Raw genomic sequence first — 19,141 nt, forward strand, 5'->3', positions numbered from 1 at the left:
GCCAACACGACCTTACGACTCAAGAAGCGATCAGTCCTGACGGCTGGTCACTTCCAGAAGGTGGTAACCGAACTGGGTCTTCACCGGACCCTGGACCACGTTCAGCGGTGCGCTGAACACCACGGTGTCGAATTCCTTGACCATCTGGCCCGGACCGAACGAGCCCAGGTCGCCGCCCTGGCGGCTGGATGGGCAGGTGGAGTTGGCTTTGGCGACTTCGGCGAAGTCGGCGCCGGCTTCGATCTGCGCCTTCAGTTCGTTGCACTTGTCTTCGCTGCTGACGAGGATGTGGCGGGCGGTGGCTCGGGCCATGGGGAAACTCCTGAGTTAGAAAAGCCAGAGCCTACCGTAATTGCCTGGGGAATTCTCCTCAAAATCCGTAGGCAGACTGCTGCTACCTGATATTTCTGCCAGTTGTGCGATATGGCCTCTCGGCTCTTCAATTCTCCCTGAGCCCTCAGGGCGATCGAGGAAGCCATCATGCTTCGCCTGTTCCTGCGTCTGTCTCTCCTGCTGTTGTGCCTGACGGGCGCTCGGGGCTGGGCCCTGACCGGGCCGGAAACCGCGGTGCAACTCAACCAGCGCTGGGCGGCGATGCCGGTGCAGTGCGTCGGCGGCAAGCCGCCCTATGCCTGCAGCGGGGTGCTGGTGCTGCCCATGGCCGAGGAACATCCGCGGCCTTTCTGGCATCACGACGCGGAGGCGGCGGCACGCGGTTCCGAGCGTTTTCTGTTTCTGCGCCGGGACAGCGGTGTGCAGCCACCGGGCACGACCGGCTACATCCTCCACGATCATTACACCGCCATCGGCCAGGGCAAGCCGTATCAGGTGGTCACCGAGGACGCGCCGACACCCGGCGAAATGCTTGTGCGCAACTGGGCCGAGGACGCGCCGCAAGCGCTCGCGGTCCAGGCGCTGTACTACGACAACACCCGACCCGACAGCCTGCTGCTGGCGCAGCGTGGGCAGCGCGACTGGTTCGAGGCCACCGGCGAATGGCTGCCGCTGGTGCGTTACGCCTCCGACGGCGGTCATGTGGCGTTCGGCTTCAGCCAGCAGGAGCAGTTGTACAACGGCTATCAGGTCGCGCAACGGCTGAATGCGCGCTATGCCAATACCGCGCCCTGCAGCGACGGCCGCTCGGGCTATTACTGCAGCGGCGTGTTCGTGCGCACGGTGGACATGGGCAACTACAGCTTCCGTATCTGGAACCCCAGCCCGAACTCGATACGCATCAATGGCGTTTCGTTCAGCTACCTGCGCCAGGATGTGCCCGGGGTGACCTGGCTGGTCTATTCGAAGGGCTACGTCATTCGCCAGCTGTCGGCGCCTGCGTCAACACCTTTCACGCTCGATTGCATGTACCCGGAAGATGGCGCCACGGCGGTGGCAACGGAGGGTGGCGCCTGCACCTACCTGAACACCTGCGCCCAGTTGGGCATCACGACCCTGGACGCCTGGCGGGCACGCTATGAGAGCCAGGACATGCACCGCAAGAGCTGTTCGCTGGGCACATCGCCCGCCGATTTCGAACTGATGCGTGCGATTCGCGCCAATGTCCCGCGCCTGGACCAGTGGAACGAGGCCATGATGCTGGCCTGGCCGCAGGACAGCGGCGACGGCTTGCCGATCGAGGCGTTCGTACACAGTGACATTTCCATCTATGAACACAGTGGTCTGGTGGATGCGCAGTACATCCAGAAGGACTTCCTGAAGCACACCGGGCGCTATCTGCCGCTGCTGAAGATCGACCTCAATGCGGCTGACGGTCGTCTGTTCACCTATACGCCTGCCGAACAGAATCTGGAGTGAGACGGCGGCCTGAACCGAGGGATCCAACATGTTCCAACTCCTTCTGCGCCTGAGCATCGCCGTACTGCTGGCAGTGTCCTGCGCCCCGAGCTGGGCCTTGAGCGGTCCGGAAACCGCCGCGCAACTCAACCAGCGCCTGGCCGCGACGCCGGCGCAGTGCGTCGGCGGCAAGCCGCCGTACTCCTGCAGTGGCGTGCTGGTGCTGCCCATGCTGGACGAACACCCGCAACCGTTCTGGCAGCACGGCGGCGAAGCGCAGGAACGGGGTTCGGAGCGTTTCTATTTTCTGCGCAAGGACGGTTACGCGGGGGTATTGCCGGCCGATGTCGGCTTTCTTCTGCAAGACCGCTTCACGGCAACGGGGCAGGGCAAGCCCTACGAGGTGATCGCCGACGACAGCGCCACCTCCGGGGAAGTCCTGGTCGGCAACTGGGCCGAGGACGCCCCGGACAAACTCGCGGTACAGGCCCTGTATTACGACAGCAGCGCCACAGATGCCCTGCTGCGGGCGCAAAGGGGTCAGCTGGAGTACTTCAAGGCCACCGACACCTGGCTGCCCCTGGTGCGTCTGGTCCGTGGCGAGGGTGATGTCGCGTTCGGTTTCAGCCAGCAGGAGCAGTTGTACAACGGCTATCAGGTCGCGGCGCGGCTCAACGCCCGCTATGCCGACCCCGCCACCGGTTGTCGCGAAGGGCGCGCTGGCTATTACTGCAGCGGGATACTGCTGCGCACGGTGGGCGACGGCGATTTTCACGCCTGGAATCCCAGCCCGAACGCGATCCGCATCGACGGTGTGTCCTTCAGCTACTTTCGCGGCGACGACAATGCCGACAAGCTGGTGTACTCCAAGGGCTATGTCATTCGCGAACTGGCCGCGCCGGCACCGACGCCGTTCGAGCCGTTGTGCGTGTACCCCGTCGATGGCGCCATAGGCAACGCACCCGACCGCGGCGCCTGCACCTTGCGCGACACCTGTCAGGCCCTTGGTGTGAATACCCTGGCCGACTGGACGCAACGCTACGCAGCCACCCCGCGCGACGGTTGCTCCCTCGGTCTGTCGGCGGACGATTTGCAACTGCTCCTGGATATCCGCAGCCAGACCCGCGAAATCGACCCGTGGACCGAGGTCGTGATGCGGCCCTGGCCGCAGAATATCGGTGAGCAATTGCCGATCGAAGCGATCGTCTATGGTCACTCCTCGTTCTACGAAGGAGAAGGCGGCGATGGCGGCCGGCATATCCAGCTGGACTATTTACAGCAGACCGGGCGCTACCTGCCCCTGCTGGAGACCAATCTGGGCAATGGCAATCTCCAGCCTTTCAGCTACAACCCCGACGATCAGGGCCTGCCGTGACGACAGGCCCTGACCGGTCTCGACTCGGCATGGGTATCTACACTGAACGCCTGACAGTAAATCGCGCCAGGACCGCCAGGTGTTCGCCTCAACATGTGCAGTGCCCTCCAGATCGAGCGCCGCCCGCGCGGCGCATCGCGGGCAATGCCCGCTCCCACATCGGTTGCAACGTGCCATGGCCTGTTGGATTTGAGTTGTCAGCCTTTGTTTTTTCGGCGATGCATCGCGGGGAGGCTGTTGGGTTCGACTCGGTATCGAGTCGAACCAACAAGGCGGTCAACCATGGCCTGTCAGGCATAGGTACGTTGCAACCGATGTGGGAGCGGGCGTTGCCCGCGATGCGCCGCGCGGGCGGCGCTCGATCTTCAGGGCGCTGCAAGACTCAAGACAGGCACCTGGCGGCCTTGATGCGGTCCCCCCGCAAGCCTTCAAAGATGTGTAGATATCCATGCTCGACTCAGGCCAGCCGAACCTGCGCGCGCAGGGCCTGCGCCGCCTCCACCAGCATCGCCTCGGTGCCCGTCCAGCCCAGGCAGCCATCGGTGATCGACACGCCGTATTTCAGCGCGCCCTTGCCCAGGGCCTGGCAACCATCGAACAGGTGGCTCTCGATCATCACCCCCACCAGCGAGCGGTCACCGCCGACACGCTGTTCGATCACATCGCGCAGTACCGCCGGCTGCCTGAGCGGATCCTTGCCGCTGTTGGCATGGCTGCAATCGACCATGATCCGTGCCGGGATTCCGCCCTTGGCCAGGCCCTGGCGTGCCTGTTCGACACTGGCCGCGTCATGGTTCGGACCTTTATGGCCGCCGCGCAGGACCAGATGGGTGTCCGGGTTGCCGAGGGTCTCGACGATCGCCGGGTGGCCCTGGGCATCGAGGCCGAAGTGGCGGTGCGGGTGGGCGGCGCTGCGGATCGCGTCGCAGGCGATGCCGACACCGCCGTCGGTGCCGTTCTTGAAGCCCACCGGCAGGCCCAGGCCGCTGACCATCTCGCGGTGGATCTGCGATTCCGTGGTCCGCGCGCCGATCGCCGCCCAGCTCAGCACATCGTCGAAGTAGCCGGCGGCCATGGGTTGCAGCAATTCGGTGGCCACCGGCAGGCCGAGGCGCAGCATGTCCAGCATCAGTTGCCGGGACAGGCGCAGACCGCCGTGCATGTCGTCGCTGCCGTCCAGCTTCGGGTCGTAGGCCAGGCCTTTCCAGCCGACGGTGGTGCGCGGCTTCTCGACGTAGGCGCGCATCACCAGCAACAGTTGATCGCCGACCTGGCGCGACAGCGCGGCAAGGCGCTCGGCGTATTCCAGGGCGGAACGCGGATCGTGCAGGGAGCAGGGGCCGACGATGACCAGCAGGCGCGGGTCGTGACCGTCGAGAATGTGCTTCACCGCCTGGCGGTGCTGCTGGACCTGGGTGGCAAGGGCGGTGGACAGCGGCAACTGCTGCTTGAGTTGCACGGGGCTGGGCAGACGCAGGCTGACGGAGGTGTTGGCCGCGGCGGTGGTGTTCAGTGGCAGTGCCTGGGTGGTCGCTTGCATGTTCGGGATTCCCTGGGCGGAAGGCGGGTGTTCGGTCCCGCGCCTTCGGCCCTATCGTTGTGTTCGACAGATACGTGTGAGTGCTTGATCGCCACCTGTTGCGGACCGGTCGGAGGCGGCAGGCTGGCCCGACAGGCAGTGGCTAAATCGCCAGGCAGAGGGTTGGTAGCGGTAGCAGGTGGCGTAGTTCATGGGTCGATTCCTCAGTGATGTCAGTGGCAACGGGCCGGAAAAACAAAACCCCCGGAGGGCTGGGCCGTCCGGGGGTTCGAGAGTTCTCGTGTACGGCGGCCCTGTTTGTGGGCGCCGGTGTGGGTATCAGCGGCGCCTGTGGCTAAACCAATACCCGAAGTAATACGGAGCGCTTGCGCCGCGCACAGTCACGCCGGCCACGGCGCGCGCGAGGCGTGCGGTGTGTTGTGCGTGGATGTGGGTGGCGTGTTGCATGGCGTGCTCCAGTCGAATGCGTTCGAGCTTACTTCAGCGTAACGATGTGTTTCAAGGATTGATTTCAATCGAAACGATCGATTCGCCCTATCGACGCAGGTAGGCGGTGAAGTCGATGTCCCCGGCGCTGAGGATCGCCTGCACGCGGTTGTGCACGTTGAGCTTGCGCAGGATCGCCGAGACGTGGGCCTTGACCGTGGTTTCGGCGATGTCGAGGTTGTAGGCGATCTGCTTGTTGGACTCGCCCTTGGTCATCCGCTCCAGTACCAGCAACTGCTTGCGGGTCAGCGCCTGCAGCAGTTCCGGGGCGAAGCCCTGGGGCTCGCTCTGGCTGCGCCGGGTGCCGCTTTTCTGGGTGCGGATGATGTCCGGCGGCAGGTAGACGTTGCCGTTGAGGATCTGCTCGATGGCCTCGGTCATCTGCGAACGCGGCGAGGACTTGGTGATGAAGCCCACCGCGCCGTAGGTGATGGCCTGCAGGACGATCTGTTTGTCCTGCTCGGCGGAAACGATCACCACCGGGATGGTCGGTGCCTCGTTGCGCAGGTTGATCAGGCCGCCGAGGCCGTGCATGCCGGGCATGTTCAGATCGAGCAGGATGAGGTCGAGGTCGTCGTGCTCGCCGGTCAGCGCCAGGGCGCTGTCGAGGTCGGCGGTCTCCATCACTTCACTGCCCGGGAAACCATCGCTGATGACGTTATGGATTGCTTCGCGAAACAGCGGATGGTCGTCGGCGATCAGAATCTTGTACATGGCTTTGCACCTTATTGTTTTGGGCGGTGACCACAGGGAAATCAGGGAAACACCTCGGGGCTGGCGGCGACCACGGGCAGGCCGGCGGCCTCCCAGGCATCCAGGCCATCACGGTACCAGTACAGCCGTGTATAGCCCAGCGCGGTGGCACGGCGCACGGCGTTCCAGCTCAGCCAGCAGTCGGAGCGGCAGTAGAAGACGATGGCACGCTGGTGGTCGCCGCCGCTGAGGCGTTCGAGATGGCGGCTGAAATACCCGGCCCATTGCGCGTCGAGCTGGCCATCGCCGGTGTTCGGCAGCCAGTGGCTGCCGGGCAGGTTGGCGTGGGCTTCGCTGTCGATGAACTGGCCGTTGAGCCAGGGGCGCTTGTACACGTCGATCAGCAGCGCCTGGTCCTTGGCCAGGGCCTGGACCTGGGCCGTGTCGACGGTCTGGGCCACCTCGGCACTGGCCGGGGTGGGGCTGCGGTACAGCGTGGCGCGGTAGCCGTCGGCGGAGAACAGCGGAGTCTCGGCCAGGGCTGTAGTGGCGAGCAGGCCGGACAGGGTCAGGCCGAGGAGGACGGACAGGGCGCGAGGCAGCATGATCGACAGTCTCATTTTTGTTATGCCGTTATTACAGGTCAGTCGCATGGCTTTGTGAATGCGACCATCGACAGCAAAAGCGCTACCAAAGTAGTAGGCGGGGCGGCCGGCGAGCGCTCTAGCATGGGGCATGGCGATAACATCGATAACAATGAGAACGACGCCGATGGACATTCTGCTGGTCGACGACCACCCCATGATGCGCCTGGGCCTGAGTGCGGCCCTGAGCGGTGAACTGCCCGTGCGCGAAGCCGCCAGCGGCGAGGAAGCCTTGCTGCGGGTTCAGGAGCAGGTGCCCGGGCTGGTCCTGATGGACTTCGACCTGCCCGGCATCAGCGGCCTGGAAACCACCCGCCGTCTGCGTCAGCGCCTGCCGCAGTTGCGTGTGCTGTTCTTCAGCGAGCACACCGAGCTGGGTCTGGTGCGCCAGGCGCTGGATGCCGGGGCCTGTGGCTTTCTGTCCAAGGCGGTGGCGGCGCCCACGCTGCTCGAAGCGGTGCGCCGGGTGTTGGCCGGGCATGCCTATATCGAGCAGGCCCTGGCCACGCAACTGGCGACCCAGCCGCACCGCGCCGAGGACAAGGACGCTCGGCTCAACGGCCTGACCCAGCGCGAAACCGAAATCTTCCTGATGCTGGCCAAGGGCACCTCGATGCGCATGATCGCCGAGCATCTGTGCCTGAGCGGCAAGACCGTGTCCAACTACCTGACGCTGCTCAAGAGCAAACTGCAGGTCAGTTCCCATGCCGAGCTGGTTCATCTGGCGATCGAGACGGGGTTGTTGCGCATAGCAGCCTGACCATTGCCTCCCTGCCTCCGTAGGAGCGCGGCTTGCCCGCGAAAGGACCGCAAAGCGGTCCCCATGCCCACTCGTGTCGGGTAACGGGGACCGCTCTGCGGTCCTTTCGCGGGCAAGCCGCGCTCCTACGAGGGACTCAGGAACGCGATGGGCTAGTCCCAGGTCTTCGGGCAACCCTTGCAGCCTTCCATGTTGGCATCCTGGAAATTCGCATAATGCTTGCGGGTTCCGCGCAGATCGGCATTTTCCAGATTGCTTTCGCCGAACTTGGCTTCCTGCAGGTTGGCATCGGCCAGGTTCGCGCCCAGCAGGTCGGCGCGGCTCAGCCAGGTCATTTCCAGGTCCGCGGCCTGCAGGTTGCTGTTATGCAGCTTGGCCCCGGACAACTTGGCGAACTCCAGGTAGGCGGCACTGAGGTTGGCATCGTTGAACTTCGCGCCCTGGGCGAACATGCCCCAGGCCTGGGCGGCGACCAGGTTGGCGCCGGTGAGATCGGCGATGCGCAGGTTGGCCTGCTGCAGGCTCGCGCGGTTGAGCACTGCACCCTGCAACTGGGCTTTTTCCAGGTTGGCCAGGTCGAGGTTGGCATGGCGCAGGTTGGCATTCTTCAGGTTGGCGCCGGCCAGGTTCATCTTGCGCATGTCCTGGTTGTTCAGGTCGGCGCCTTCGAGGTTGGCGTTGGGGCACTGGCTTTCCGGCTTGATCACGCAGCCATTGACGACCAGGGGCTGGTCTTCGCCGTCGTCGGCGATGACAGCGAAGGCGGGAGTGATGGCGAGGGTGAGGAGTAGCGGGAGGTATTTCATGGTGGCTCCTGGGCTTGGTGTATGGCTGCCAGGGGAGGGGACCGCTTTGCGGTCCTTCGCAGGCAAGCCAGCTCCTACAAGGGGGCGCAGCAAGTGCGAAGGGGGCTGTCAGGCCCCCCTCGCTTGACTCACATCAGCGCTGCGCGGTCTTGGTGTCCCAGCTCGGGATCTTGAACACCCAGAACGAACCGCCCTGTGCCACCGGCTTGGTCAGCTCGGCCATGTCGCCGCCCCACAGTGGTACCGCACCACCGTAGCCGACGGTCACGCCGATGTACTGCTCGCCGTCCTGGTCCCAGGTGATGGGTGGCGAAACCACGCCGCTACCGGTCTGGAATTTCCACAGCTCTTCGCCGGTCTTGGCGTTGAAGGCCTTGAAGTAGCCGTCGCCGGTACCGGTGAACACCAGGTTGCCCTTGGTCGCCAGCACGCCGGCCCAGAGTGGCAGGCGCTCCTTGTGTTCCCAGACCATCTTGCCGGTGGTCGGGTCCATGGCGCGCAGCGAGCCTACGTGGTCTTCGTACATGCGCTTGATGCGGAAGCCCATGCCCAGGTACGCCGAGCCTTTCTTGTAGTTGACCTGCTCGGTCCAGTATTCCTCTTTCCACTGGTTGGACGGTACGTAGAACAGGCCGGTGTCCTGGCTGTAGGCCATCGGGTTCCAGTTCTTGCCACCGAGGAAGGGTGGCGAGACTTCGACCGGCTTGCCCTTGGTCTGGCCTGGCTCCGGCTTCGGCGGACGCTGACCTTCGTTCTCCACCGGGCGACCGGTCTTGAGATCGATATGGCTGGCCCAGGTGATGTTGTCGGCGAACGGGAAGGCGTTCTTCAGCTTGCCGTTGGTGCGGTCGACCACATAGAAGAAGCCGTTGCGGTCGGCGTGAGCGGTGGCCTTGTACTGCTTGCCATCCTTGTCCTTGTAGTCGAACAGCACCAGTTCGTTGTTGCCGGAGAAGTCCCAGGCATCGTTCGGGGTGTGCTGGTAGAACCACTTCACTTCACCGGTGCTCGGGTCTACGCCGACCTGGCCGGAGGTGTACAGGCTGTCGTAGTCGTGCGGGTTGCCGTCTTTCGGGGTGCGTGCCCAGGTGTTCCACGGGCCAGGGTTGCCGGCGCCGACGATGATGGTGTTGGTCTCGGCATCGAAGCTCGCGCTCTGCCATGGGGCACCGCCGCCGTGGCTCCAGGCTTCGACCTTGCCGGTCTCGGTGGTCGGATCATCTGGCCAGGACGGCGCCTTGACGTCGCCGGTCGGGGTGCTGTCCTTGCCGTTCAGACGGCCCATGTGGCCTTCGACGAACGGACGCATCCACACTTCTTCACCGGTGTCCGGATCGCGAGCGTAGAGCTGGCCGACCACGCCGAATTCGTCACCGGAGCTGCCGTGGATCAGCAGGACCTTGCCGGTCTTGCCATCCTTGATCAGGGTCGGTGCGCCGGTCATGGTGTAGCCGGCGGAGTGATCGCCGAACTTCTTGTTCCAGACGACCTTGCCGGTGTCCTTGTTCAGGGCGATGACGCGGGCGTCGAGGGTGCCGAAGAAGATCTTGTCGCCGAAGATCGCCGCGCCACGGTTGACCACGTCACAGCAGGGGCGGATGTCGTCCGGCAGGCGGTGGTTGTAGGTCCACAGGCGCTTGCCGGTCTTGGCGTCGAGGGCGAAGACCCGCGAGTAGGAACCGGTCACGTAGATGACGCCATCGTTGATGATCGCTTGCGACTCCTGTCCACGCTGCTTCTCATCACCGAACGAGAACGACCAGGCCGGAGTCAGCTTGAACACGTTCTTGTCGTTGACCATCGCCAGCGGGCTCCAGCGCTGGGCGTTGGTGCCCATGCCGTATTGCAGCACGTTGGAAGTGGTCTTGTGGTCGTCGGCGATGTCTTCCCAGGTCACGGGCTTGGCCTGGGCCGGAGCCATGGCCAGGGTGCCTACCAGCAGCACGGATTGTACGGCCAGGGACAGTGGGGAGAGAGCGGCGGGTAACGATCTTATTGTCATGTTGGTGTTTCCCAATGGAGGTTTTGGCCTGCATAGACTGGAACGCCAGGCCCTCCCGAGATACGGAAAAACTCCCGTCCTTGCCGGGAAAAATTCCCGGTCCGGGCATGATTTGGCACTGCCCCACAAGCCCTACTACCAACGGAGTAGAGCGCGACCACCAAAGCAGCATGGGGAGGCTGTCGGGTGCTTCCTAAGATGGCCGGCAGAACCTTTCGCCAGAGAGGTTTTCGCGTGCAAATCGTGCAACCTGAGTAGTCGAGGGCAAAACAATGACAAGAGTTAAGAACGCCTTGCTGGGCACCGTGTTCATGGCCGGCCTGATCAGCACCGGAGCGGTCATGGCCCACGGCAACGTGACGCCGACCGCGGTCAACACCGGCAATCTGGAGAAGCTGGGTGACGAATGGCGGACGGAAAACCCCTACCGCAACGGCAAGGACCACGACGAGGCGCTGGCCATCGGTACCTCGGCCTACAACATGAACTGCGCCGCCTGCCATGGCCTGGAAGCCAAGTCCGGTGGTATCGCTCCCGACCTGCGCATGCTCGACGAGGGCGTCGCCGGTGACGAATGGTTCGTCGAGCGGGTACGTCACGGCTCGGTGCGCGACGGTCGCGTGTACATGCCGAAGATGGCCGATTTCCTGAGCCAGGAAGCGCTCTGGGCCATCCGTACCTATCTGGACAGTGTTCACGTCACGGAGTGATGCCATGGGCCGGGTGCCGCTGTTGCTGATCACGCTGTGGCTTGGCGCCCCGGCATGTGCCCTGGAGCCGGGCCCCGACCCGGTGCCCTCGGTGATGTGGGAGTTCTACCGTAAACAATGGATTGGCGACGAGCCGTACCGTTTCGATCAGCGGGTCAAGGTCATTGCGCCGCCGTTCGCCGAGGATGCCCGACAGGTGCCGCTGCAGGTGGATGCCCGCGAGCTGCCGGGCAAGGTCAGGCGCATGCTGGTGTGGGCCGAGCTCAACCCCTTGCCGCGGATCGTCGACTTCACCCCGGGGCCCGAGGTATTGCCGTGGCTGGCGGTGCGCATCCGCATCGAGCAGGCCACCCCGCTGCGTGCCGCCGTGCAGACCGAGGACGGTGTCTGGCATGTCGGCTCGACCCTGATCGACGCCGCCGGCGGTGGCTGTACCGCGCCCAGCGTGGTGCGCAGCCAGCCGGGTTGGGAACAGCGTCTCGGCCAGGTGCTGGGCGGGCGCTACCCGCGCGAGGACTACAGCCGCCTGCGCCTGGCGGTCTCGCACCCCATGGATAACGGCCTGATGGCCGGGATTCCGGAATTCTTCATCGAGCACGCCGAACTGTTCGACGCCCAGGGCCAGTCCCTGGCGACCCTGGAACTGTTCCCGGCCGTGAGCGAGAACCCCAGCCTGTCGTTCGACCTGCGCCGCCCGGGCCCGGTACGCCTGAGCCTGCGCGACAACAACGGCAATGCCTTCGACGCCGCCATCGAATGAGGTCCCGGATGCGTGCTTTGCTGTGCCTGTTGAGTCTTGTCAGCCTGCCGAGCCTGGCCGAGCTGGACTACCACCTGCAGCCGCGCCAGGTGGCGGCCGACACCTGGGTGCTGGAGGGCAGCACCGAGAACTTCTCCCGTGACAACGGGGGCAATATCGTCAATACCGGGTTCATCGTCAGCGAGGACGGTGTCGTGGTGATCGACAGCGGTCCTTCGCTGCGCTACGGCCAGGCCCTGCGCCAGGCCATTGCCACGGTTACCGACAAGCCGGTGGTGCAGGTGCTGATCACCCACCATCACCCGGACCATGCCCTGGGCAACCAGGCCTTCGCCGATGTGCCGATCGCCGCCTTGCCCGGGACCCGCGAGCAACTGGCCAGGGAGGGCGATGCCCTGGCGGAGAACCTGTACCGCATGGTCGGCGACTGGATGCGCGGGACCCAGGTGCGCTTGCCGGAGCAGACCGCGCAAGCGGGGCTGAAGACCTTCGGTTCGCATCCGTTGCGCCTGCTGGCGTTCAGCGGGCACAGCGGCGCGGACCTGGCGGTGCTGGACGAGAAGAGCGGGGTGCTGTTCGCCGGCGACCTGCTGTTCTACCAGCGTGCCCTGACCACGCCGCACAGCCCCGGGCTGGCGCAATGGGTGGATGACCTGCAGCAGTTGCAGGCCTTGCCATGGAAAGTGCTGGTGCCGGGGCATGGCCCGGTGAGCAGCGACCGCGCCCCGTTCGACCAGATGGTGGACTACCTGGGCTGGCTGGACGACCTGCTGCGCGACAGCGCGGCCAACGGGCTGGACATGAACGAGGTGATCGCCACGCCGATTCCGGAGCGGTTCGCCGCGGTCAACCTGAGCAAGTACGAGTTGATTCGCAGCGTGACTCACCTTTATCCCCGCTATGAGCAGGCGGCGATGGCGCGGGTGGAGCAATGATCGTCGCGAGTCGCACGTCCCCGTAGGAGCGTGGCTTGCCCGCGAAAGGACTGCGCAGCAGTCCCATTACGGCGCTGCCCCGGAAGAGGGACTGCTGTGCAGTCCTTTCGCGGGCAAGCCACGCTCCTACGGGACAGACGCAGGCCTCTTGCTACCTAACCCATTTGGACGATGCCCCCAACCCCCTCCAGCCCGACTATCCGGTCAAAGGCCAACGAGAGACGGGTGATGAATCAGGTCAAACAATGGGTGGCGCACGGCGTCGAGGTGATCGCGGACTGGCTGATGGCCTGGCGCAAGGGGCTGCTGGCGCTGTTCGTGCTGCTCAGCCTGGGACTGGGCTACAGCGCCCTCAATACGCAGCTGGACCCGGGCTTCAACAAGCAGATCCCGGTGCGCCATGCCTACATGGTCAACTTCCTCAAGTTCAGCCAGTACTTCACCGGCGCCAACCGCTTCCTGGTCAGCGTGCGCTGGAAAGGCGAGGGCGATATCTACAACCCGCAATTCCTCGAAACCCTGCGCAAGGTCACCGACGATGTGTTCTTCATCTCCGGGGTCAGCCGGCCCAGCGTGACCTCGCTGTTCACCGCCAACGTGCGCTACATCGAGATCACCGAGGAAGGCTTCTTCGGTGACGTGGTGGTGCCGCCACGCTTCAGCGGCACTCCCGAGGACCTGGCCCAGGTGCGCAGCAACGCCGCCGCCTCCGGCCAGGTCGGCCGACTGATCGCCAACGACCTGAAATCCGCCATGGTCCGCGCCGACCTGCAGGACCTCGATCCGCGCAGCGGCAAACCGGTGGACTACGCGCAGATCGCGCAGCGCCTGGAAGAGGTGCGGCAGAAGTATTCCAGCGAGCAGATCGAGATCAATATCGTCGGCTTCGCCAAGCTGGTCGGCGATGTGGTGGAAGGCCTGACCACGGTGATCGGCTTCTTCGCCATCGCCTTCGTCATCACCGGCCTGCTGCTGTGGCTGTACTCGCGCTCGCTGCGCCTGACCGTGGTGGCGCTGCTGGTGGCGCTGCTCCCGGTGGTCTGGCTGCTCGGCCTGCTGCCGCTGCTGGGCCTGGGCATCGACCCGATGTCGATCCTGGTGCCGTTCCTGATCTTCTCCATCGGCGTGTCCCACGCGGTGCAGATGACCAACGCCTGGAAACAGGACGTGGTGGCCGGCGCCACCTCGCTGCAGGCCGCGCGCACGGCGTTCTGCAAGATCTTCATTCCCGGCTCCCTGGCGCTGTTGATGAACGCCCTGGGCTTTGCCGTGATCATGCTCATCGACATCCCCATCGTCCACGAACTGGGGGTGACCGCCTGCATCGGCGTGATGCTGATGATCGTCACCAACAAGCTGATGCTGCCGATCATCATTTCCTGGCTGCCGCTGGAGCGCGGCCTGCTGCGCAAGGCGCAAGCCGACGCCAACAGCCGCCATGCCCTGTGGTGGCGCCTCTCCGCCCTGGCCGAGCCGAAACCGGCCCTGGCGGTGTTCGCCCTGAGCCTGTTGCTGCTGGCTGCCGGCGCCTGGAAGGCCCGCGAACTGGCGGTGGGCGATATCGGCGCCGGCGCCCCCGAGCTGCGCGCCGACTCGCGCTACAACCAGGACAACGCGCGGATCATCGGCAGCTACTCCATCGGTCTGGATGTGCTGGCGGTGTTCGTCCAGGCCCACAACGTCGAGGAGGGCTGCCTCAATCCGGAAGTGATGCGCGCCGTGGAAGGCTTCGATTTCCGCATGCGCGCCGTGCAGGGCGTGCAGTCGGTGCAGAGCGTGGCCGGCATGGGCAAGCGGGTGATCGCCGGCAACAACGAGGGCAACCCGCGCTGGGCGGCGATTCCCGGTTCGGCCCGCGGTCTCAGCCAGGGCGCCCGGGCCTACATGCCGGACGACGGCCTGGTCACCGACGGCTGCCAGCAGATGCAGATCCTGGTGTTCCTCGCCGACCACGAAGGCGCCACCATCAGCCATGTGCTCAACGAGGCCAGGCGGATCATTGCCGATGTCGCCACGCCCCATGTCGAATTCCTCCTGGCCGGCGGCAACGTCGGGGTGATGGCGGCCTCCAACGAGGCGGTCAAGCGCGCCGAGGTGATCATGCTCGCCGCGCTGTTCGGCTCGGTGGCGCTGTTCTGCTGGCTGACCTTCCTGTCCATGCGCGCGGTGCTGTGCATCCTGGTGCCGCTGGCGATCGTGGCGATCCTCTGCAACGCGCTGATGGCCATGCTCGGCATCGGCCTGAAAGTCGCGACCCTGCCGGTGATGGCCCTGGGCGTGGGGGTCGGGGTGGACTACGGCATCTACCTGTACGAGCGCATCCAGCACGAGATGGCCGCCGGCGCCGACCTGCGCGAAGCCTTCTACCAGGCCATGTGCCAGCGCGGCACGGCGGCGGTGTTCACCGCCCTGACCATGTCCATCGGCGTCTGCACCTGGGCCTTCGCGCCGCTGAAGTTCCAGGCCGACATGGGCGTGCTGCTGTCGTTCATGTTCCTGGTCAACGTGCTGGGCGCCATCTTCCTCCTGCCGGCCCTGGCCGCCTGGTTCAACCGTGGTCGTCCGCTGGTGGTGCGGGAGGCGCATTCCATCGAGGTACTGCGTGGCGAATTCCGGCCGAAGCGACAGCCGGCCGCACCCATCGTCGAAAAATAGGGGAGCGCCCTATTGTGGGCGTTCCGCGAGACAGCGAGACTGTGGCGCGGCTCCCCTGGAGCCCCGCCTTGCAACGTGCAGCAGCCGAACTCATAAAAACAACAAGGGCAGGCCACGGCCTTACCCGAGCGAGGAGAAGACTGTGGAGAATCCTGTACTCACCCAGGAAGGCCTGGATGCGCTGGGTCTCGACCTGGCCACCTACGATCGGCTGGTCAGCGAGGTCTATGACGGCGCCATCGATCCACGCCGCATGGCCAAGGCCCTGACCAGCTTCCGCGACCTCTACGGCGCCAACTACGTGACCCTGATCCTGCGCGTGCCGGACCAGCCGGACATGGGCCTGATGATCATCGTCGGCGATATCGAAGGCGCCGGCGAAGTCAGCTACATGACCTACCCGCAGACCCAGACCCCCTTCACCAATCTGCCCCAGGACTACGTGTTCACCGTGGACGACGTGCTCAGCCCGGAGCAGTGGGAGCATTCGGCCTACTTCAAGATGTTCTGCGGCCCGCAGGACGTCTACCACGTCATGGGCGCGGACATCTCCACCCCGGATGGCGGCAAGCTGCGCCTGCGCATCACCCGGCCCAAGCGCGCGCCGGCGTTCAGCCGGCATGACCGGGCCTTGTGCGCGATGTTCCTGCCGCACCTGCGCCGCGGCATGCAGGTGCACAACCTGCTGGACCGCAGCGAATCCCTGAGCGAGCTGTATTCCCAGGCCATCAGCCGGCTTTCGGTGGCGACCCTGATCCTCGATGAGAGCGGCAGCGTGCTGCGGGTCAACCCGGTGGCCCAGGACCTGCTGGCCCAGGCTGACGGCCTGAAGCTGGTGGGCGGGCGCCTGGAGGCGACCTATCCGAGCGACAACCGCGAGCTGCAACGGCTGATCCGCGCCGCGTTCTCCCCGGACGCGCCGAAGAGCGCCGAGGCCATGTCGGTGACCCGGCCGTCCGGGCAGGTCAACCTGGGCCTGGTGGTGGAGCCGATTCCGTCGCTGGACTGGGCGGAGGAGAAGGGCAAGCCGGCGGCGCTGGTGTACATCCGCGACGCGGCGAGCAAGTCGCTGGCCAGCGAACTGGTGACCAAGCAGTTGTTCAACCTGACCAAGGCCGAGACGGCGCTGGCCATGGAGCTGGCCAACGGGTTGTCGCTGGAGGAAGCGGCGGAGGAACTGAATATCCGCCGCAATACCGCGCGGGCGCACCTGCGTTCGATCTTCTCCAAGACGGGCGTGCGCCGGCAGACCGAGCTGGTGCGCATCCTGCTCAACAGCGTGGTGGCCCTGGGCAAGCCGAAGATGCCCTTGAAAGCGCCGGGAAAGGTCAAGGTGCCGCCGCCGCAGCTGGCGGTGCCGATGGCCAGGCGGGCGTAGTTTTTTAGTCTGGGTGGACGATGTTTTGCTCCAGTTCACCTTCGATTATTGGGGCTGCTTTGCAGCCCTTCGCGGGCAAGCCACGCTCCTACAGGAATGTCGCGATGCCTCTGTAGGAGCGTGGCTTGTCGTGTGACGAACCACCGCGAAGGACCGCAAAGCGGTCCCCGACCCCACCACGGAAAACAACAACATGCCCACCACCGTCATCACCGGTTCCGCCTCCGGCATCGGCGCCGCCGTCGCCACCGCCCTGCGCGCCGCCGGCCAGCGCATCATCGGCATCGACCGCGCCAACGCCGACATCAACGCCGACCTCTCCACCCGCGAAGGCCGCGAAGCCGCCATCGCCCAGGTCCTGCAGCTCAGCAACGGCGTCCTCGACGGCCTGGTCTGCTGCGCCGGCGTCGGCGTCACCGCGCCGTCCTGCGGGCTGATCGTGGCAATCAACCATTTCGGCGTCAGCCAACTGCTCGCCGGCCTCGAACACGCCCTGGCCAAGGGCGACAACCCCGCCGCCCTGGTGATCGGCTCGGTCGCCGCGATCCGCCCCGGCGCGGAAAACGAGGCCATGACCCAGGCCATGCTGGCCAACGACGAAGCCCGCGCCCGCGACCTCGCCGACACCCTGGGCGAACCCCAGGTCGCCTATGCCTGCTCGAAATACGCCATCACCCATCATGCCCGCCGCCTGGCCTCCAGCTGGGGACCCAAGGGCATCCGCCTCAACGTGGTCGCCCCCGGCGCCGTGGAAACCCCGCTGCACGACGCCTCGCGCAACGACCCGCGCTTCGGCCAGGCGGTGCGCGATTTCGTCGCGCCGCTGGGGCGCAACGGTCATCCGGAGGAAATCGCCGCGCTGATCGCCTTCCTGCACTCCGAGCAGGCCGGTTTCGTCCACGGCAGCGTGATGTACATCGATGGCGGCATGGACGCCATGGTGCGTCCCGGTCAGGTCTGAGGAGTCAGCATGAACAAGGTTGCCTTCATCACTGGCGCCAGCCGCGGCATCGGCCGCGAGGCGGCGCTGGCCTTCGCCCGTGCCGGCTTCGACGTGGCGATCAGCGCGCGCACCCTCGACGAGGGCGAGCAGCATCCCCATTCCCTGCGCGACGCCAGCGGCGCGCCGCTGCCCGGCAGCCTCAACGCGACCGCCGCGGCCATCCGTGCCCTGGGCCGCAAGGCGCTCGTCGTGCCCATGGACCTGCTCGACAGCGCCTCGGCCCTGGCCGCCTGCACGGCGGTGCTCGCCGAGTACGGTCGCATCGACGTGCTGGTCAACAACGCCATCTACCAGGGCAGCGACCTCAACGCCGGCTTCATGGCCCTGCAGCCCGATACCCTGGAGCGCATGTTCCACGGCTATATCCTCACGCCGTTCCTGCTCACCCGTGCGGTGGCCGAGGTGATGGTGGAGCAGGGCAGTGGGGTGGTGATCAACGTCACGTCCGGGGCAGGCGAAAGCGACCCGCCGGTGGCGGCGGAAAAGGGCGGCTGGGGTTATGCCTATGGCGCGGGCAAGGCGGCGGTGTCGCGGCTGTCTGGGATCGTCGCCACGGAGCTGGGCGAAAGCGGCATCCGCGCCTACACCCTCAACCCGGGCGTGGTCACCACCGACGCGCTGAAGGCCACCATCGGCGACAAGGGCGTGATCGCCCTGCGCGCCGGCAGTGCCCCGCCCGAGGTGCCGGCGGCGGTGATGCTCTGGCTGGCCACCGATCCGCGTGCCCCGGCTTACCAGAAACGCACTATCGCCGCGCAGAGCCTGGCCCGGGAAATGGGCTTGTGGGCGCCGTCACAGCGCTGAGGCAGACCTTGCAGCGACCCGCCAGCCGACAGTCAACTGCGCGGGTCGTGCTCCATTGGATCGATGATCATGAGGGTGCCGTGACTGCCCGCTGCCACAGCGTGTGGAACGCCCGCGGGGGCCAGATACATTTCTCCTTCCGCGACCCGTATCGTTTCATTGTCGACAACAAGAAGCAGGGAACCCTTGATTACAATCAATGCTTCATTGTAGTCATGGGTTTCGTCTGGATATTGTTGGCCATCCATTTTGAGGATTTTTATATTGCAGTTACCCGACTGTCCGATCACTTTCGATTTCCAGGAAACAGGTAGTTTTTCTGCAATATCATTGAGGTCCATGTGGGGCATCGGCTCGGTCCTGTGTCAAGAGCCGGATGGCTGCGAGAACTTTGAAAGTTCTTCTTTTTCCTCTGGCTCAATGGTTTTCTGTTGTTGTTCAGCAAGGTGATTTCGCCAATCTCGTATTTTCCGAAGCATTCATGGCCTGGATCTTCAGGAGCGCTTTGGCGCCGCTCAGGTTATCAAAAACTTCGCGGCGCCGGTCTTTGAAATGCTTCGAGATTCACGCCTTCGACAGGCGACAAGGGGTGCTCGCCCTGCGCGCCGCCAGACCCGCGCACCCGCCTGAAACGACGCTTCCCGCGCCCCCTGTATATCCCTCCACCTGACATTTCTGTCAGTTGTGCGGGGGACCGCCCCTCACTACCGTGTTACCCCAGTATTCACTGTTCTCAACCATTGGATGTGCATCGGTACGGTGATGCCGGGTGGCGTTGCGCCGATGCCCGCCGGAGGCG

Annotated in this window: 18 protein-coding genes; 11 read left to right on the top strand and 7 right to left on the bottom strand. The window is 65.1% G+C overall.

Annotated features, from left to right (window positions below):
• Window positions 1–30: 30 nt before the first annotated feature.
• On the bottom strand, window positions 31–312 hold the full coding sequence (locus CHB99_RS05745) for a peptidylprolyl isomerase (RefSeq protein ID WP_042125162.1): 282 nt from the start codon (window positions 310–312) through the stop codon (window positions 31–33).
• Between the two features lie 168 nt (window positions 313–480).
• On the opposite strand from CHB99_RS05745, the gene CHB99_RS05750 reads away from it, so the two are divergent.
• Entirely contained in the window at window positions 481–1,812 is a 1,332-nt protein-coding gene (locus tag CHB99_RS05750) for a hypothetical protein (protein ID WP_042125164.1), read from the top strand.
• A 28-nt stretch (window positions 1,813–1,840) separates the two neighbouring features.
• A complete protein-coding gene (locus CHB99_RS05755) occupies window positions 1,841–3,166 on the top strand; it encodes a hypothetical protein (RefSeq protein WP_042125166.1) in 1,326 nt (441 codons plus the stop codon).
• 457 nt (window positions 3,167–3,623) lie between these two features.
• On the opposite strand, the gene CHB99_RS05760 is transcribed toward CHB99_RS05755, so the two are convergent.
• The 3 genes from CHB99_RS05760 to CHB99_RS05770 all read right to left on the bottom strand — a co-directional run bounded on the left by CHB99_RS05760 (window position 3,624) and on the right by CHB99_RS05770 (window position 6,490).
• Complete coding sequence (locus tag CHB99_RS05760) at window positions 3,624–4,706, bottom strand: 3-deoxy-7-phosphoheptulonate synthase (RefSeq protein WP_042129593.1); 1,083 nt, start codon at window positions 4,704–4,706, stop codon at window positions 3,624–3,626.
• A 534-nt stretch (window positions 4,707–5,240) separates the two neighbouring features.
• Window positions 5,241–5,906, bottom strand: coding sequence for a response regulator transcription factor (locus tag CHB99_RS05765; RefSeq protein WP_042129596.1), 666 nt, complete (start codon window positions 5,904–5,906; stop codon window positions 5,241–5,243).
• Between the two features lie 41 nt (window positions 5,907–5,947).
• A complete protein-coding gene (locus CHB99_RS05770) occupies window positions 5,948–6,490 on the bottom strand; it encodes a PQQ-dependent catabolism-associated CXXCW motif protein (RefSeq protein ID WP_170946360.1) in 543 nt (180 codons plus the stop codon).
• Window positions 6,491–6,656: 166 nt separating this feature from the next.
• On the opposite strand from CHB99_RS05770, the gene CHB99_RS05775 reads away from it, so the two are divergent.
• On the top strand, window positions 6,657–7,289 hold the full coding sequence (locus CHB99_RS05775) for a response regulator (RefSeq protein WP_042129597.1): 633 nt from the start codon (window positions 6,657–6,659) through the stop codon (window positions 7,287–7,289).
• Window positions 7,290–7,441: 152 nt separating this feature from the next.
• Here the strand turns inward: CHB99_RS05775 and CHB99_RS05780 are convergent, their stop codons facing one another.
• Together CHB99_RS05780 and exaA are read right to left on the bottom strand one after the other, a co-directional pair.
• A complete protein-coding gene (locus CHB99_RS05780) occupies window positions 7,442–8,095 on the bottom strand; it encodes a pentapeptide repeat-containing protein (protein WP_042129602.1) in 654 nt (217 codons plus the stop codon).
• A gap of 133 nt (window positions 8,096–8,228) precedes the next feature.
• Window positions 8,229–10,016, bottom strand: a complete 1,788-nt coding sequence (gene exaA, locus CHB99_RS05785; protein WP_245655663.1) for a quinoprotein ethanol dehydrogenase — start codon at window positions 10,014–10,016, stop codon at window positions 8,229–8,231.
• A gap of 353 nt (window positions 10,017–10,369) precedes the next feature.
• Here exaA and pedF point away from each other — a divergent pair, with 353 nt between their 5' ends.
• The 7 genes from pedF (at window position 10,370) to CHB99_RS05820 (ending at window position 18,342) form a co-directional block, all read left to right on the top strand.
• Entirely contained in the window at window positions 10,370–10,807 is a 438-nt protein-coding gene (gene pedF / locus CHB99_RS05790; protein WP_042129610.1) for a cytochrome c-550 PedF, read from the top strand.
• Window positions 10,808–10,811: 4 nt separating this feature from the next.
• Window positions 10,812–11,567 (top strand): quinoprotein dehydrogenase-associated SoxYZ-like carrier, encoded by a 756-nt coding sequence (locus CHB99_RS05795; RefSeq protein ID WP_042129611.1) that lies wholly within the window; start codon window positions 10,812–10,814, stop codon window positions 11,565–11,567.
• A gap of 8 nt (window positions 11,568–11,575) precedes the next feature.
• Window positions 11,576–12,502, top strand: a complete 927-nt coding sequence (locus CHB99_RS05800) for a quinoprotein relay system zinc metallohydrolase 1 (protein ID WP_042129613.1) — start codon at window positions 11,576–11,578, stop codon at window positions 12,500–12,502.
• A gap of 228 nt (window positions 12,503–12,730) precedes the next feature.
• On the top strand, window positions 12,731–15,157 hold the full coding sequence (locus CHB99_RS05805) for an efflux RND transporter permease subunit (protein WP_042129614.1): 2,427 nt from the start codon (window positions 12,731–12,733) through the stop codon (window positions 15,155–15,157).
• A gap of 142 nt (window positions 15,158–15,299) precedes the next feature.
• Window positions 15,300–16,535 carry a helix-turn-helix transcriptional regulator gene (locus CHB99_RS05810; RefSeq protein ID WP_042129617.1) on the top strand — a complete coding sequence of 412 codons (1,236 nt, stop codon included), beginning with the start codon at window positions 15,300–15,302 and terminating at the stop codon, window positions 16,533–16,535.
• 193 nt (window positions 16,536–16,728) lie between these two features.
• The gene (locus CHB99_RS05815) at window positions 16,729–17,496 is read left to right on the top strand and encodes an SDR family oxidoreductase (protein ID WP_042129619.1); all 768 of its coding nucleotides are present in this window, start codon (window positions 16,729–16,731) and stop codon (window positions 17,494–17,496) included.
• Window positions 17,497–17,505: 9 nt separating this feature from the next.
• Window positions 17,506–18,342, top strand: coding sequence for an SDR family NAD(P)-dependent oxidoreductase (locus CHB99_RS05820; protein WP_042129621.1), 837 nt, complete (start codon window positions 17,506–17,508; stop codon window positions 18,340–18,342).
• Between the two features lie 32 nt (window positions 18,343–18,374).
• Here CHB99_RS05820 and CHB99_RS05825 read toward each other — a convergent pair whose 3' ends face one another.
• On the bottom strand, window positions 18,375–18,692 hold the full coding sequence (locus tag CHB99_RS05825) for a cupin domain-containing protein (protein WP_042129623.1): 318 nt from the start codon (window positions 18,690–18,692) through the stop codon (window positions 18,375–18,377).
• 26 nt (window positions 18,693–18,718) lie between these two features.
• Here CHB99_RS05825 and CHB99_RS29435 point away from each other — a divergent pair, with 26 nt between their 5' ends.
• A complete protein-coding gene (locus CHB99_RS29435) occupies window positions 18,719–19,012 on the top strand; it encodes a hypothetical protein (RefSeq protein ID WP_141137253.1) in 294 nt (97 codons plus the stop codon).
• Window positions 19,013–19,141: the final 129 nt, after the last annotated feature.

Origin of the sequence: Pseudomonas japonica, from assembly GCF_900188455.1 — a bacterium.
Lineage (GTDB): Bacteria > Pseudomonadota > Gammaproteobacteria > Pseudomonadales > Pseudomonadaceae > Aquipseudomonas > Aquipseudomonas japonica.